General features: G+C 55.0%; 12 protein-coding genes. 8 read left to right on the top strand and 4 right to left on the bottom strand.

What is annotated here, in order from left to right; translation table 11 throughout:
• The first annotated feature begins 278 nt into the window (after positions 1-278).
• The gene (locus MCG44_RS13525; protein ID WP_147572823.1) at positions 279-1,667 is read left to right on the top strand and encodes an NAD(P)/FAD-dependent oxidoreductase; all 1,389 of its coding nucleotides are present in this window, start codon (positions 279-281) and stop codon (positions 1,665-1,667) included.
• Positions 1,668-2,044: 377 nt separating this feature from the next.
• Entirely contained in the window at positions 2,045-3,427 is a 1,383-nt protein-coding gene (gene mnmE, locus MCG44_RS13520) for a tRNA uridine-5-carboxymethylaminomethyl(34) synthesis GTPase MnmE (protein WP_240288716.1), read from the top strand.
• 104 nt (positions 3,428-3,531) lie between these two features.
• Here the strand turns inward: mnmE and MCG44_RS13515 are convergent, their stop codons facing one another.
• From MCG44_RS13515 to MCG44_RS13505, 3 genes are all read right to left on the bottom strand, one after another.
• On the bottom strand, positions 3,532-4,554 hold the full coding sequence (locus tag MCG44_RS13515) for a TAXI family TRAP transporter solute-binding subunit (protein WP_240288714.1): 1,023 nt from the start codon (positions 4,552-4,554) through the stop codon (positions 3,532-3,534).
• A gap of 88 nt (positions 4,555-4,642) precedes the next feature.
• Positions 4,643-6,619 (bottom strand): TRAP transporter permease, encoded by a 1,977-nt coding sequence (locus MCG44_RS13510; RefSeq protein WP_240288712.1) that lies wholly within the window; start codon positions 6,617-6,619, stop codon positions 4,643-4,645.
• Positions 6,620-6,728: 109 nt separating this feature from the next.
• Positions 6,729-8,138, bottom strand: coding sequence for an MATE family efflux transporter (locus MCG44_RS13505; RefSeq protein ID WP_240288710.1), 1,410 nt, complete (start codon positions 8,136-8,138; stop codon positions 6,729-6,731).
• A gap of 846 nt (positions 8,139-8,984) precedes the next feature.
• Here MCG44_RS13505 and MCG44_RS13500 point away from each other — a divergent pair.
• The 6 genes from MCG44_RS13500 to MCG44_RS13475 all read left to right on the top strand — a co-directional run bounded on the left by MCG44_RS13500 (position 8,985) and on the right by MCG44_RS13475 (position 15,020).
• Positions 8,985-9,995 (top strand): LacI family DNA-binding transcriptional regulator, encoded by a 1,011-nt coding sequence (locus MCG44_RS13500; protein ID WP_240288708.1) that lies wholly within the window; start codon positions 8,985-8,987, stop codon positions 9,993-9,995.
• 182 nt (positions 9,996-10,177) lie between these two features.
• Positions 10,178-11,191, top strand: coding sequence for a Bug family tripartite tricarboxylate transporter substrate binding protein (locus MCG44_RS13495; protein WP_147572811.1), 1,014 nt, complete (start codon positions 10,178-10,180; stop codon positions 11,189-11,191).
• A 72-nt stretch (positions 11,192-11,263) separates the two neighbouring features.
• Positions 11,264-11,725, top strand: a complete 462-nt coding sequence (locus tag MCG44_RS13490) for a tripartite tricarboxylate transporter TctB family protein (protein ID WP_240288706.1) — start codon at positions 11,264-11,266, stop codon at positions 11,723-11,725.
• 19 nt (positions 11,726-11,744) lie between these two features.
• Positions 11,745-13,274: a tripartite tricarboxylate transporter permease gene (locus MCG44_RS13485; RefSeq protein ID WP_240288704.1), complete on the top strand. Its 1,530-nt coding sequence runs from the start codon at positions 11,745-11,747 to the stop codon at positions 13,272-13,274.
• 18 nt (positions 13,275-13,292) lie between these two features.
• On the top strand, positions 13,293-14,264 hold the full coding sequence (locus tag MCG44_RS13480) for a 2-hydroxyacid dehydrogenase (RefSeq protein WP_147572807.1): 972 nt from the start codon (positions 13,293-13,295) through the stop codon (positions 14,262-14,264).
• A gap of 30 nt (positions 14,265-14,294) precedes the next feature.
• On the top strand, positions 14,295-15,020 hold the full coding sequence (locus tag MCG44_RS13475) for an RraA family protein (RefSeq protein ID WP_147572805.1): 726 nt from the start codon (positions 14,295-14,297) through the stop codon (positions 15,018-15,020).
• A gap of 283 nt (positions 15,021-15,303) precedes the next feature.
• Here the strand turns inward: MCG44_RS13475 and MCG44_RS13470 are convergent, their stop codons facing one another.
• Positions 15,304-15,573, bottom strand: coding sequence for a TnpV protein (locus MCG44_RS13470; protein ID WP_240288702.1), 270 nt, complete (start codon positions 15,571-15,573; stop codon positions 15,304-15,306).
• Between the last annotated feature and the right edge of the window lie 442 nt (positions 15,574-16,015).

Genomic DNA, 16,015 nt, shown 5'->3' with positions numbered 1-16,015 from the left:
CAAAGTTTTTCATTTTTGTCCGTTTCTATTGTAAAGGCATCTGTCTTTCCTGTCAAGATTTATTCATATTTATGGGCGCGGCTTTTCTGCCGATTTTTTACAGTTCTCTCTGGTGAAAAGGGACGGTTAGAGCCATGTAGGTACTGAAACAGGCCGCCGCTATGGGAAATCTCTTTCTTTTTTTTAAAAAGTATGCTATACTATTTCCTGTATGTGTCTGAGGGGAGATCCCTGACAAAAATGGATTTTCAAGATAAGGATAAAGGAGAGACGTTCCCATGAACGCCAATTATGACGTTGTCATCCTGGGCTGCGGCGAGGCTGGCATCTTTGCCGCCTACGAACTGACCCATCTAGCCCCCGGCCTAAAGGTACTGGCCATAGATCAGGGCAGCGATATCTACCACCGGAGCTGTCCCATCGTGGCCGGTAAGGTGAAGGAGTGCATCCACTGCCCGGTGTGCCACACCATGTGCGGCTTCGGCGGGGCCGGAGCCTTTTCCGACGGGAAGTTCAACTTTACCACCCAGTTTGGGGGCTGGCTCACTGACTTCATGGAGCCTGGCAAGGTGATGGAGCTGATCGACTATGTGGACTCCATCAACGTCCGTCACGGGGCCACTGACCAGGTATTCTCCACCGAGTCCCCAGAGGCCAAGGCTCTGGCCCGCCGGGCCCTGGCCTTTGACCTCCACCTGCTTCAGGCCCGGTGCAAGCACCTGGGCACAGAGAATAATCTGCGCATCCTCACCAATATCTACGAGGGACTGCGGGACAAGCTGGAGTTCTCCTTTAATACCGAGGTGGCCGCCATCGCCCGGGCAGAGGGGGGCTACCGCCTGACTCTGGCCAAGGGGGGCGAGGTGGCCTGCAAATATCTCATCGCCGCCCCGGGCCGATCTGGTGCTGAGTGGTTCTCCAACCAGTGTAAGGACCTGGGGCTGGAGCTGCTCAACAACCAGGTAGACATTGGCGTGCGGGTGGAGCTGCCCGCCACTGTTTTTGAGCATATCACCGACGTGGTGTACGAGTCCAAGCTAGTCTACCGCACCAAGCAGTACGGCGACCAGGTGCGCACCTTCTGCATGAACCCCTACGGCCATGTGGTGGCGGAGAACGTGGAGGGCATTAACACGGTGAACGGCCACTCCTACGCTGACCCGGCCCTCCGGAGTGAGAACACCAACTTTGCCCTGCTGGTCAGCAACCGCTTTACCAAGCCATTCAATGAACCATACCGCTACGGCAAGCACGTGGCCTCCCTGTCCAATATGCTGGCCGGTGGCGTGCTGGTCCAGCGGTTCGGGGATCTGGTGGGTGGACGGCGCACCAATGAGCATCGGATGAGCAAGTCCTTTGTCCGGCCCACCCTTACCGCCGCCGTCCCCGGAGACCTGTCCCTGACATTGCCCAAGCGGCAGTTGGACAACATCATTGAGATGATCTATCAGCTGGATAAGATCGCCCCCGGTACTGCCAACTATGACACCCTGCTCTACGGGGCAGAGGTGAAGTTCTACTCCGCCCGCCTGCAGCTCACCGAGGAGTTGGAAACCGCCCTGCCCAACTTCTTTGCCGCGGGTGATGGCGCCGGTGTTACCAGAGGACTAGCTCAGGCCGGTGCCTCTGGTGTGCAGGCGGCCAGAGCTGTCGTAAAACGGATGTAAGGCCGGCCCCCTGGACAGGAAGGCCGCCCGTCCTTCCGGCTACCGTGGCCGGCTCAGGGCGCGGCGGTCTTCCTGCATTTTTGGGTAAGGTGGGCGCCGGGACCCAAAGGATGACGGTTATTTTTTGACAGATGTATATGCAGTTTTGCGAAACCATTATTTTGATTTTCACAGAAGAAAGTATTCCCTGTTTTCAGGGATTGTCCACATTATCCACAGAGTTTTCCACAAAACATTATGTTAACTGTTGAAGGATAGACAATTCATTTTGGTTTCCATAATTGTTGTCAAGGGTAAAAATTCGACAAAAAACCTGATGCTTGTTTTTGCAGGAAGCGGACCGCTTCCTGTCGGCCCGCCTACCAGAGGAGGTTTTTATGTACTACACTGACACCATAGCTGCCATCTCCACTCCCGCTGGCTCCGGAGCCATCGGGGTACTCCGCCTGTCTGGCCCGCAGGCGGTAGAGATTGCGGAAAAGTGCTTCAAACCGCTGGGGCCCAGGGGATTAACGGATCATGCCCCCCGCTGCCTGGTCTATGGAGACCTGCTGGACCTGGAGGGCCGTCCCATCGACCGGGTGCTGTGTACCTACAGCCTGAGCCCAGCCAGCTACACCGGGGAGGATACCGCTGAGTTCCACTGCCATGGGGCGCCTATGGTGCTCTCTCTAGGGCTGGAGGCCCTGTTTGCGCAGGGAGCCCGTCAGGCGGGGCCTGGGGAGTTTACCCGGCGCGCCTTTTTGAACGGCAAGCTAGATCTGGCCCAGGCGGAAGCGGTGGGCGACCTGTTGGAAGCCAGAAGCCGGGAGGGGGCCCGCCATGCGGCCGGACAGCTGGCCGGAGCTTTATCCAAAAGGATCGGGGAGATCTATTCCGCCTTAGTGGACGTGATGGCCCATTTCCATGCGGTACTGGATTACCCGGACGAGGACATAGACCCCTTCCGGCTGGAGGAGCTGAATGGGATTTTGCGGGGTCAGGAGGATGCGCTCCGGACGCTGGCAGGCAGTTACCAGAGGGGGCGCTATCTTCGGGATGGGATCCCCTGTGCCATCGTGGGGCGGCCCAACGCAGGCAAATCTTCCCTGTTGAACGCGCTGGCGGGATATGAGCGGGCCATTGTCACCGATATTCCGGGAACGACCAGGGATACGGTGGAGGAGCGGGTGGAACTGGGCAACGTCACCCTCCGCCTCATTGATACCGCCGGTCTTCGGGACACCGACGACCCCATTGAGCGGATGGGAGTAGAGCGTTCCCGGCAGGCCATAGAACAGGCGGAGCTCATCCTCCTGATAGTGGACGGGACTGTCCGCCTCACCCCGGAGGACCTGGATCTGATGCGGACCGTTTCAGATACCGGAAAACCTTGGGTACTGGTAGTGTCCAAGAAGGATCTGGCCCGCAATGCCAGCAGCCTGGGGGTGATCGGCGCAAAAGCGCCCCACGCGGTGGCTGTCAGCTCTGCCACTGGTGAGGGCCTTGATGATCTGGCCGCCGCCGTGGAATACCTGTTTCCCCGCGGCAGCGATGCCTCTTATGGCCAGATGCTCACCAACCAGCGGCAGGCCGAGGCGGCTGGTCGGGCCCGGGAGGCGGTAGGCCGGGCCCGAGAGGCCCTGGAGGCGGGGATTACCCCGGACGCCTTGCTTACCGATGTGGAGGAGGCCCTGTCCGCCCTTGGGGAGCTGACCGGCCAATCGGTCCGGGAGGATATCACTGACCGCATCTTTTCCCGGTTTTGCGTGGGAAAATAAGGTATGCCAAAGGGAACGGCGGCCTGTGGATAAGATGATAAAAATAGCTCCGGGACCTGTTCAGGTCCCGGGGCTATTTAAATTATTCGGTCCAATAGAGAAGCTCACAGCACACCGATTTCGGTGTAGTACTTCTCAGCGCCGGAATGGAGGGGCAGATCGGCGATATCCTTTACCGCCTCCTCGGGAGTCAGACCCTTCAGATTGGCCTGGGAGTCGCCCAACTTATCAATATTTTCCCAGAAAGTCTTGGTGAGCTGATAGACGGTCTCCTCATCTAGATCGCCCCGGCAGAACATAACCATCTTGATGGCGGAGGTCTGGATGTCTTCGTCCTGGTTGGGATAAGTGCCGGCGGGGATGGTCAAAGGGGCGTACCAGGGGTACTGCTCCTGCAGGGAGGAGATGATGGCGTCGTCGATATTCAGCAGCTTGCAGCCGGAGGAGAGGGCCTGGGACACAGCGGCGGCCGGGGCGCCGGACATAATCCAGGCGCCGTCGATAGTGCCGTTGGCCAGCATATCGGCGGCGGCGGTAAAGTCGATATATTCGGCCTGGATGTCGTCGGGGTAGGTCAGGCCGGCGGCGGTGAAGTGGTTGCGGCACTCACCCTCCACAGAGGAGCCGGCGGCGGCCACAGCGAAGTGCTTGCCGGCCACATCGGCCAGAGAGGTAATGCCGGACTTCTCGGTGACCACCACCTGATTGGGGTTAAAGTACAGGCCGGCGATGACCTTCAGATCGTCATAGGCGTAACCCTCGAAACTGTCGGTGCCGTTGAGGCACTGGTAGCAGTTGCTGGAGATGGCAATGGACACCTGGGCCTCGCCCTCGGATACCAGAGTCAGGTTCTCGATGCCGCCGGCAGAGGCCTGGCTGGAGGCGCTGACATAATCGATCTCAGTATCCCACAGATTGGTGATGGCGGCGCCGACGGCGTATAGGGCGCCGGAGGCGGAGGCAGTGGGGAAATTGATGGTGACCGGGTCATGGGTCCCGGTGGTCTGACTGGAGGCGCCGCCGCTGTTGGCGGAGCTGGTGGAGCTGCCGCTGTCCTTGGAGCCGCAGCCGGCCAGCAGAGAAAGGGTCATAGCGGCGGCCAGGGCAAGAGAGAGGATCTTTTTCATTTCGAATACTCCTTTGCGATGTGATTTCATATGTCCAACACCCTGTGACAGGAGGATGAGGAACAACAGATGGGGTCCAGGACAAGGTTCAGATAGTCTGTGCCGGGGCGTGGCGGCGGGTGAAGAACTGGAAGAGAATGACTGCCGCTAGGATGGCAAAGCCGATGAAGTCGGTGACCGCTCCGGGATAGAGCATCAGGGGGGCCACAGCGATGAGGACGATACGTTCAGGCCAGCTGGACTTGCGGACGAACCAACCCTCCAGTCCGCCCACCAGGGCCACAGTGCCGATGGAGGCGGTGAACATGGCCCACAGGCTGCCAGCGATGGTGGCGGTGGGGTCGGCTCCAATGAGGAGGATGGGGTTATCCAGGAAGAAGAAGGGGATCAGGAAGCCAACCAGGCCCAGGCGGACAGACAGCAGGCCAGTCTTGGTCTGGTTGGAGCCGGCGATGCCGGCGGCCACATAGCTGCTCATGGCCACCGGGGGGGTGATATTGGACAGACAGGCGTAGATAAGGCAGAACATATGGGCGGAGATAGGCAGTACGTTCACGTCGATCAGAACGGGGACGGCCACCGCCTGAACGATGACGTAGGCGGCCACTCCGGGGACGCCCATGCCCAGGATAGTGGACATGATCATGACCAGCAGACCAGTGAGATAGATGCTGCTGTTCTCCACGACGGAGAGGATGAGGTAGCCCATATTCAACCCCAGGCTGGTGAGGGTAACGGTGCCAATGATGACGCCGATGATAACACAGCAGACACCCACGGAAACAGCGCCCTTGGCCCCCTCCACCGTGGCGGCCACGATCTTGGACCAGGTCATCCGGGTGTCCTTCCGCAGCCAACTGGCGGCGATAGTGGCAAAGATGGCGATGACGGCGGCATATAGAGGGGTGTAACCCATGGCCATCAGGGCGATGAGGACCACCAGGGGAATCACCAGATGCCCCTGTTCCCGGAGTACCTTCATAGCGTCGGGGATGTTCTCCTTGGACAGGCCGGACAGTCCTAGCCGCCTGGCCTCGAAGTGGACGGCAAACAGCAGCCCCAAATAGTATAAAAAGGCGGGGATGATGGCGGCCAGCATGACGGCAGTGTAGCTCAGGTTCAAAAATTCCGCCATGACGAAGCCTACCGCGCCCATAATGGGGGGACAGAACTGACCGCCGGTGGAGGCCACCGCCTCCACGGCGCCGGCAAATTCCTTCTTATATCCCGTCTGCTTCATCAGGGGGATGGTAATGGTGCCGGTAGTGGCCACGTTGGCAATGGCGGAGCCGTTGATCATGCCCATCAGGGCGGAGGCGAGGACCGCCACCTTGGCCGGACCGCCGGCGGTCTGACCCACCAGGGTCAGGGAGAAGTCATTGATAAAGCGGGAGAAGCCGCTGTACTTCAAGAAGGCGCCGAACACCACGAACAGGAAGATGTAAGTGGCGGAAACGCCGATGCCGGTGCCCAACAGTCCCTGGGTCCCCCAGAACTGGGTGGACAGCACCCGTTTCAAAGTAAAGCCGTTGTGGCCCAGCTTACCGGGCAGATACTGGCCAAACCAGTTGTAGGCCAGGAAGATCAGGGCCAGGATGGCCAGATTGCCAGAGGCCCGGCGGGCAGCCTCAAAGGCCAGCACCAGGGCCACACCGGCGATGATCAGCTCAAACTGGTTGATCCGGCCGCCGTTCTGGGCGATGCGCTCATAATTCAAGATGAGATAGCCAAAGGTGAGAACGGTGAGCACGACTAGCGCCAGGTCCCACACCGGAGGCAGCTTCCGCACCCGCCTCTCCCGCTTATAGGTGGGGTAGAGCAGAAAGGTGAAAGCCAGCAGAAAAATACAGTGGAATGCCCGCAGGTTGATGGCGCTCATGACACCAAAGGTGCTGTAATACAGCTGGAACACCGTCCACACACACAGAAGGATGGTGATTGCTGTACCTGCCGGGCCGGAGTAGGAGCGGGTGCGGGATTCTGCCTCCTTTTCCTCCAGCAGCTTCTGGGCCTTGGCTTCCAGCTGTTCCTGCTCGTGCTGGGCCATTGGTCGGTTTTCTTCCATTGGAGTTCCTCCCCAAATACTTTATCGCTTAAAAGTGCTGAAGCAACAACGCTACTTGTTGTATCATAGATAGAGCCTTGTGTCAAGTCCTGAAGAAAAGTTTTTGCTCTTACCGGGCCGGGTCCGACAGAAGAGCGGGGGCGGGGTCGGCAGTCCGCTCATTGTCCGGGACAGAGGGGTAGAGCTTGCGCAGCCGGGAGATGCAGAAGATACTGGCTGGAAGCAGGAACAGGTCTGCGGCCAGCCAGGCGGCGGGGGAGGCCAGACAGGCGGCGGTATAGCCAAAGATGGGGACCAGCAGGGTGGCTACGCCGGTCCGGGCAAACATCTCCAGCACCCCGGCCAGGATGGCGAAGGTGGAGAAGCCCATCCCCTGGATGGAGAAGCGGACAATATTCACAAGGGCCAGGGGAAAGTAGAAAGATACTTGGATCACAGTATACCGGGCGGTCAGTTCCACCAGCAGGGCCAACTGTTCCTCACTGGGGTCCAGGAAGAGCATGGCACACTGAGGGGCGAAGGCCAGCATGGCGCACAGCACCAGGAGGGACCAGCCCAGCCCCAGCGCCGTGCAGGAGCGGATGCCCCGGCCCAGCCGGTCCAGCTTGCAGGCTCCCACGTTCTGTCCGCAGTATGTGGCCATAGTGGCTCCCATGGCGTCGAAGGGACAGGCCAGCAGCTGAAAAAGCTTGGCTCCGGCCGCTACGGCGGCCACATAGAGACTGCCCAGGGCGTTGACGGAGGACTGGAGGATAATGGATCCGATGGCGGTGATGGAGTATTGCAGGCCCATGGGGATTCCCATGGCGCACAGCACCCGGCAGGAGTGGACGTCCAGCCGCCGTTCCTCCCGACTCATGCGGAGGATGGGATATTTTTTGGCCATGTAGCATAGGCAAGCTACACCGGAGATCCCCTGGGATACCACCGTGGCGATGGCTGCCCCCGCCACCCCGGCGTCGAACCACAGGATAAGGGCGAAGTCCAGGAAAATATTGAGAAAGGAGGACAGCGCCAGAAAGACCACCGGCGTCTTGCTGTCTCCCAGGGAGCGGAGGATGCCGGCCAGCAGATTGTAGAGAATGGTGGCGGGGATGCCCATAAAGATGATAAAGATATAGGTGTAGGCGTTGTCAAAGATGTCCGCCGGAGTCCGCATGACGGTCAGAATCGTGCGGCAGAGCAGACCAGTGGCCGTGGTGAGCAACAGGGAGAAAAGGGCGGCGAGATAGGCGGAGTTGGCCACATAGCGCCTCATCTTGGAGGGCTCGTTGGCCCCCATCCGCTGGGCCACCGGGATGGCAAAGCCGCCGCACAGCCCCATACAGAAGCCGATGACAAAAAAGTTGATGGAGCCGGTAGAGCCCACCGCCGCCAGGGCGGAAGCCCCCAACAGCTTGCCCACGATCATGGTATCCACCATATTATAAAGCTGCTGGAACAGCATCCCCAGCAGAGTGGGAAGGGCGAATCGGACGATTAGTCCCATGGGACTGCCTTGGGTCAGGTCCTTAGTCATGCACATACCTCCAAACAGGAGCCAAAATAATCATCCGTATTATAGTCACCTGTTCCCGGCCTGCATAGAGCTTTTTTATACAATCTTTATGGCTAGAGAGCGAACTGTTTTGCATTAAAACGCAAAGAATGCCTCGGCCGGCGGCCCATGAGGGAAATGGAGGCCCCTCTCGACTGGGTAAAGGCAGAAAGGCCCGCCCATGGATATCCATGGGCGGGCCACAAACTATCAAAAAAACCTCACAGAGTTTCGTGCCCACAGGTGCGAAAGAATAAAAGCGTACCTCACCCCGTAAGTGTGGAATATGCCCATTTACAGCGGATACATCGTCAGTGGATCGCCTCTTTCTTGTACAGCCTCAGGCCTGTTTTGCCATCCGGCGGCAGGCCAGAGCGGTAGCCAGGAAGTAGCCCCCGTATACAGCTAGCAGGACCAGGGCGGTGACGGCGCTGCTGGCGGAGATTCTGCGCAAATGCTAGGTGATGTCAGGGCGTATTCTAGATGCTGCTGTGCTATCAGCAAGGTTAATGTTGTCCACAATAGAAAAATGTAGCGGACATTTATGCGGACAAAATCTTCCTCCAGCGGCTGTCCCGCCACGTGCCAGTTCCGGCACGTCCGGAAGTGGTCTTTAACTGCTGATAGAGGGCACGGAGCCGATGACTAGGGATAGGTTATTTTAGGAGGGCAACAACTGGGACAGATAAATGTGTGTCCGAAGTTCTTGTAGGAACTCAACAAATATGAAATCATATTTTGTGGATATCGTCAGCTTGACAAAATAGACGGGGTTTGTTATTTTATACATAGAAACCGATACACAAAGGCGGCCTAATTGGAGAAATTATGGATGAGAAGGTAACAATTTCAGATATTGCTCGGGAGGTAGGAGTATCCAAGACCACGATTTCCCGGTATTTGAATGGCAGCTACGGCTATATGTCGGATAAGACCCGCCGCCGTATCGAGCAAGTCATTGAGCAGACAGGCTATGTGCCCAACAATGTGGCCCGGACGCTCAGGTCTAAGAAGAGCAACCTGATTGGTGTGGTAGTGAACACTCTGCGGTACCAGGTTGGGGCACAGACTGTCACTGGAATCCAGGATGTGTGCAACAAATATGGCTATGGCACAGTGGTGTGCTGTAGCGACGATGATCCTGACAAAGAGTTGGAGGCCATACAGCTTTGTCAGAACCAGCAGGTGGACGGATTTATCATTATTCCCTGTCTGGAGAAATCGAACCGTTATATAGAACTGTGCCAGCGGGGGACCCCAGTGGTGCTGTGCACCCGGCGATTGACAGACTGGCCTTATGGCTGTGTCTATGTAAAACATGAAGAAATGATCGGCCAGATGATGGTTCATCTAAAGGAGCAGGGCTTTGAGAAGGTCCAGTTTCTACTGGATGTGAACAACTTCCACAAAAGAAGAATGGGAGACGCCTTTGCTCAGAGAGCCAAAGAGCTGTTTGACATGGAGCCGGATGAGTCCATTGCCCTGGTGGGGCGGAAGGACCCAAAGATTCCGGAAGCCTTGGACCAATTCAAAGCCAAATGGGTGGGGACGCGGAAGGCTGTGATGGCCGTGAATACCCATACCTTGTTTCTGACCCTACAAGAACTGGAGCGACGGGGATGCCACATCCCAGAGGATATCGGGGTTTGCGGCTATGATGCCCAAGGCTGGGCTGAGTTGGTCTCGCCAGGCATTTCTGCTATCCGCCAGCCCATGGACCAGATGGGTATTCAGGCGGCGGAGGAGTTGATGGCCGCTCTAGCGGAAAATCGTATGAGCCAGAATCATGTGGCCCTCAGCGGGAAAGTTTTTTTTCGGGATTCTACCAAGCGGAATTAAATCGAGAGACGGGATGCTAAGCATCCTTCTCTTTTTTAACATTTATTTATCGATTAACAAAATCGGTTAACGAAACTAATCAATAAAAATATTTAACAAAATAAATATTATTTATACAAATTGTTGGTTGTGGGGATGTTTACCCAATCAAAATAAAACAAAAAAGTGGGAGGACTACAAGCATGAAAAAGTTATTTGCAATGTTCCTGACTGCAGCCATGGCTCTGAGTCTGGTCGCCTGTGGCGGCAACAACTCTACCGGCAGCACTGGCAGTACCGGCGGTGATACTTCTGTGGTGGCCGATGGAACGTGGCCCGACAAACCCATCACCATCTTGTGCGGCTATTCCGCTGGCGGCTCCTCTGACTTAGGTTGCCGCTATGTAGCGGAGGCCCTGCGTAAGGAACTGGGCGTACCCGTTGTCGTTGAGAACGTCCCTGGCAGCGGTAGCTGGTTGGCTTGGAACCAGTTGCTGAACAACACAGAGCCTGACGGCTACACTATGGCTCTGGTCAATCTGTCCGCCATGTATGGCCACTATGACGAGGCCAACCCACGCGAGACTACTTTGGATGATTTCGAGCTACTGGCCAACCATGTCATTGACTATCAGGTCCTGGCCATCCGCAGCGATGAGACCCGGTTCACGGATTATGCCTCCCTGATCGAGTACGCCAAGGAAAACCCCCTGATCTTGGCTTCCGCCACAGCCGGTATCACCAGTGGCGACGCTACCGTAGCCAAGATGCTGGAGAAGGAGCACGGCTGCCAGTTGACCGTTATCCCCGTAGATGGTGCTGGCGACGCCACTACCATGTTCCTGGCCGGTGAAACTGATTTTCTGTCCGCTAACTTGGGCGATGTGATGGACGCTGAGGCCAATGGCTACAAGCCAATTGTTATTTTTGCTCCTGAGCGTTCCCCATTTGCTCCCGATGTGCCCACCTCCATTGAACTGGGGCTGGATGACTATGTGTCCTTCTCCGCCCGTGGATACGCCTATATGCCCGGTGTGGACCAGGCGATAGTGGACCGAATGACTGAAGCTCTGATCAAGGTTATGGACGATGAGGACTATCAGAATAACATGGCGGCCATGGGTGCTCAACTGGAATTGTATACCGGCGATGACTACTACAATCTGCTGATGGATCAACTAGACACCCGATTGGAACTGTGGGATGTTGAGAAATAAGACTTCTCTGGCCAAATACCTTGTGGAGTGCCGGACGAGAGTTTGACACTCCACTGAGAAAGGAGCACTCCTATGAAGAAACAAATTCATCAAGATGTTTTTATTGGATTCGTTTGTTTGGCGATCACCCTTCTGATTTTTGCCCTGAACATGGACCTGCCCTCTGACGCGGCTATGATGCCCCGTTTGCTGGCTGCTCTTTTGACAATTTTGTCCATCCTTATTATCTATCACGGTATGCGTAAGAGCCAAGATCCCGCCGAGGCGGAGAAGATGGAACTGACCTGGGATGTCCTGAAGATTCCTGTGATCACTTGGTGTATTGTGGCCCTATATGTGGCTCTGTTTGCGTTTATCGGCTACATCCCTGCAACTGCCATCATCCTTATCATTTTAATGCGCTTTATGAAACAGACTTCCTGGCCCATCATCATTACCATTGATGTAGTCTACTTATTGTTAATGTATTTTGTCTTTGCCCGTATGCTCAACGTCTCCATTGACGGCTTCGGCATTCTGGGCCGTTTGCTGTAAGAAGGGAGGATACAGAACTGTGTTAGCAAATATTATGGCCGGGGCTCAGAACCTGCTAACTCTTGACGCTGTACTGGCCCTGGTAGCCGGTACAGTGGGGGGTATGGTTATCGGTGCTTTGCCTGGCTTCTCCGCCGCTATGGGCGTCTCCCTGCTGATTCCCATCACTTACGGTATGAATCCTGTGGCCGCCCTGACTATGCTGGTGGCTATGTACACCTCTGCCATTTACGGCGGTTCCATCACCGCGATTTTATGTCATACCCCCGGTACCCCCGCCTCTGCCGCTACTGCCATTGATGGTTATCAGCTGACAAAGAAGGGCCGTGGTATGGAGGCTATGGGTGTGGCTACCTTTGGCTCGGCATTGGGCGGCACCGTCAGTGCCATTGCTATGCTGTTGATTGCCCCTGCCCTGGGAGCCTTCTCCCTAAAATTCTCCGTGCTGGAGTATTTCCTACTGGCCGTCTTTGGACTGACTGTGATCGCCAGTTTGGCTGGAGACTCGGTTATCAAAGGCCTGTTTTCCGGTGTAATGGGGCTGGCTCTGGGATGTGTAGGCCTGGACGCCATCACCGGTGTTCCCCGTATGACTTTGGGTGTCATCCAACTGGAGGACGGCATTAACTTCGTTCCAGCTCTGATAGGCTTGTTCTCTATCTCCCAGGTCATGTCCTTAGCCTGGGACGTGTACCATGGAAAGAAGGGGTCTGTCATCGAAGACCAGGAGAACCTAAAGAAGAGCCGCCGCCTGCCACCTTGGAAAGAAATGAAGACCCTGTTTCCCACTATGGGTCGCTGCTCCATCGTAGGTACTATTGTGGGCATAGTCCCCGCCGCTGGCGCTGGTGTTTCCTCCTGGATCTGTTACTCTCTTGGCAAGCGCTTTTCCAAACATCCGGAGGAGTTCGGCCACGGCGCTTTGGAAGGCGTGGCCTCCTGTGAGACCGGAAACAACGCCGCTACCGGCGGAGCCCTAATCCCCCTCATCACTCTTGGACTGCCCGGCAGTTCCGTGGCGGCCATTCTTTTGGGCGGTATGATGATTCACGGCCTGACCCCTGGCGCCTCCATGTTTACTGAGCACGCCCCTACTACTTATGCTATCATGATCGGTTTCCTTATCGCCAACATCCTGATGGGCGTTATCGGTATGTTTGCCGCCAAATATATTGCCCGTGTTAGTACTGTACCTATGGGTCTTCTGGGTCCTGTTATCGTTGCCTTGGCTACTGCAGGCACTTTTGCTATCCGCAACAATATGTTTGATGTGTACGTAATGCTGGCTTTCGGCCTAATTGGCTTTGTGCTGAAGAAGTGTGGATTCGCCGCTCCTCCCATGATCCTGGGTATGGTGCTCAGCGAGATTTGTGAAAACAACTGGCGCCGCGCCGTCATCCTAGCCAACGCCAAGGGCGGAATGCTCCAATACTTCATGGGCCGTCCCATTGCTATTGTGCTGGCGATCCTGATTGTGATTTCTCTGTTCTCCCCCATCCTGATGAACTATGTCAACAAGAAATCCCGAGCCATCGCCAACGAGAAGTAATTAGAGGTGTATGTTCCCATGAAAAAAATTATACTGTACGGTTCCTTTACCCCCAATATGCTCTCCGCACTGGAGGAGAAATGCCCTTTAGGCTTTGAAACCTGCCATGTGCCGGTAGATGGCGACCTGGCCCAACTTGCCCCGGCTGACTATATAGTCAACCGGGGAGGGACCGTAGATGCTGCCATAATAAATGCGGCCCCCCAACTAAAGATGATCCAGAAATGGGGTGCGGGCTATGACAAAATTGACGTGAAGGCTGCCGGTGAGCGATCCATCCCCGTGGCTATTTGCGTGGGTGGGAACGCCATGCCCGTGGCCGAGGTAGCGGTAACCTTAATGCTGACCCTCCTGCGCAATGTGGTCCCTATGACCGAGCGAATGAAGAAAGGCGAGTGGGCGCGCGAGCAGTTTTCTTCACGGTCCTATCTGCTTCACGGAAAGACCGTAGGCCTGATCGGCATTGGCAATATTGCTAAGAAGGTGGTTGCCATCGTGAAGGGTGGCTTTGACTGCCATGTGCTCTACTATGACGTGTTTCGCTTGACTGAGGAGCAGGAAGATGCCCTGGGTGTGACCTATGTGGACTTGGATACCCTGATGGCCCAGTCTGATATCGTCAGTATCCATGTTCCTCTGCTTGACTCCACTGCAGGCATGATTAACAAGGCCAAATTGGATTTGATGAAGCCCAGCGCCTGTATCATTAACACCTCTCGTGGTGGAGTCATCAACGAAGCTGATCTGATCCAAACCCTCCAAGAAAACAAAATTCTGGGTGCCGGACTGGACACCTTTGAACAAGAGCCTCTGCCCCAGAATTCCCCTTTGCTGAAGATGGACAATGTGGTTACCACACCCCACTGCGGCGGGAATACCATCGACAATGACATGAACATGGCCGCTATCTGTATGGAGAATATCGCCAAGTATGATAGCTCCGGTAACAAGAATATGCGGGCTATCGTCAACCAGGACCTACTAGTTTAATTAAATCTAAGTTAAGAAAGACGGGATACTATGATTACAATTGGAAACCGTATCTTCACCGAATTTACCCGCTCCGACCCCACTCTGATAGAAAAGTTCCGGGGATTGCCATCTAGCAATATTAACGATGAGATGAACCGTCTCTACTGTATGCATGATTACATTCGTCTGCTGAACCCTGCTAGGGCTAAACCCCTGCTGGGGACCGCTATTACTGTAAAGGCTCCTATTGGAGATAATCTGTTTTTCCACAAGGCCCTTGATATGGCACAGCCTGGCGATGTTATCGTCGTGGACGGTGCTAGTGGCTGCAATCGCTCTTTGGCCGGCGAGATTATGATGCGTTTTGCGGCAAAAAAGGGGCTGGCTGGCATCGTGGTGGACGGTTGCCTTCGTGACCTGGACGGTATTGAACTACTGGATATGCCTATCTATGCTAAGGGTATAACTCCTCAGGGCCCCTGGAAGTTTGGCCCTGGCGAAGTCAATGTGCCTGTAGCCTGCGGTGGACAGGTGGTGTTTCCAGGCGATATTCTGGCGGGGGATAAGGATGGTATCGTCGTCATCCGCCGTCAGGATGCTGAGGCTGTGGCAGAGGCGGCTCAGAAGAAAAAGGCCGCTGAGGACAAAACTTTTGAACTGATGGAGTCCGATTTTGCCGCCTATACCACCAAGCATCTGGAGAGTACCATCAAGCGTATGGAGGGCAAGAACCCCGCTACCTACGGAAGCTACGCAGACCTCTACGAAATTTGATAGCGCACTGATAAAAGGCAGGCGGAAGTAATTACTTCCGCCTGCCTTTATATACTTCGCAATGACCAGAATGCGATGCGGATTTTTATTTATGCCGCTGAAGTGTATAAAGTCAAAAAGTTGCAGAAATATACAGAGATACAGAAAAAGATGCTGAAATAACGCACATAATTATGGCCTTGTTGTTTGAATAATAATACAATATGAGGGGCAAAGTGTTATCCTTCCCCCATATTGTATCACCAAAAATGTAAATCAATTCAGCATTAAAGATCTCTGTCGCTCAATTTTGGATATGATTTATCTGCCCTGACCACTCTATCCAATTTTCTGCTTTGTGTTGTTCTGTAATGCCCTTGCACTCCGCTATCTGCGCTACCAGCCGGAAATATATTTCCCAAGCTTGCTGATTTATTTTGACCAGATAGCTGCCCGGCTTTCCGCTGAGTAGCAGGGCGGTGTAATGATATTGGATCGTGCTTTGATGTGTTGCAAATGCCATTGACCCCATATACTGAGCGGCTATGGTTTCAGGGACGGTAAGGTCGGGCAAGTGATAATTGCTTTCTGGTCAGTAAGTTCTACCTGTTTTCTCTGATTTTTTCATAACACAGTCCTTCGTGGTGTCTGAATTGCAGAGAATTCAAACACTCTCGTCCGTCTTAAAAATAATAAGGGAGACACTCCATTACGAAGCACCTCCCTTGGGCGGCCATATATATAAGAACACTATGGAGAGAATTTCGGTGGCCTATTGCCCTCATACTTCCTGGCCCGGATTTTTAAGCACAGGCCCAGAACCACCAAATAGAGAATAGGGGTGATCAAGGAAGTAGTTCGGCCAAAGCAGCCAGAAATCCCTCTCCTTGGGCCGCTTCGGTAATCAGAGCGAAGGAAAATGCGGAATGGAAGATCATAATATGCGGAGCCAACAACTAGGGTGTTGTTCACAGGAGAAACCACCAGGATTTTGTCCGATATCTTTACGAAAGATA

The organism is Lawsonibacter sp. OA9 (assembly GCF_022440585.1).
This window is presented reverse-complemented; position numbering and strand designations above follow the sequence as displayed.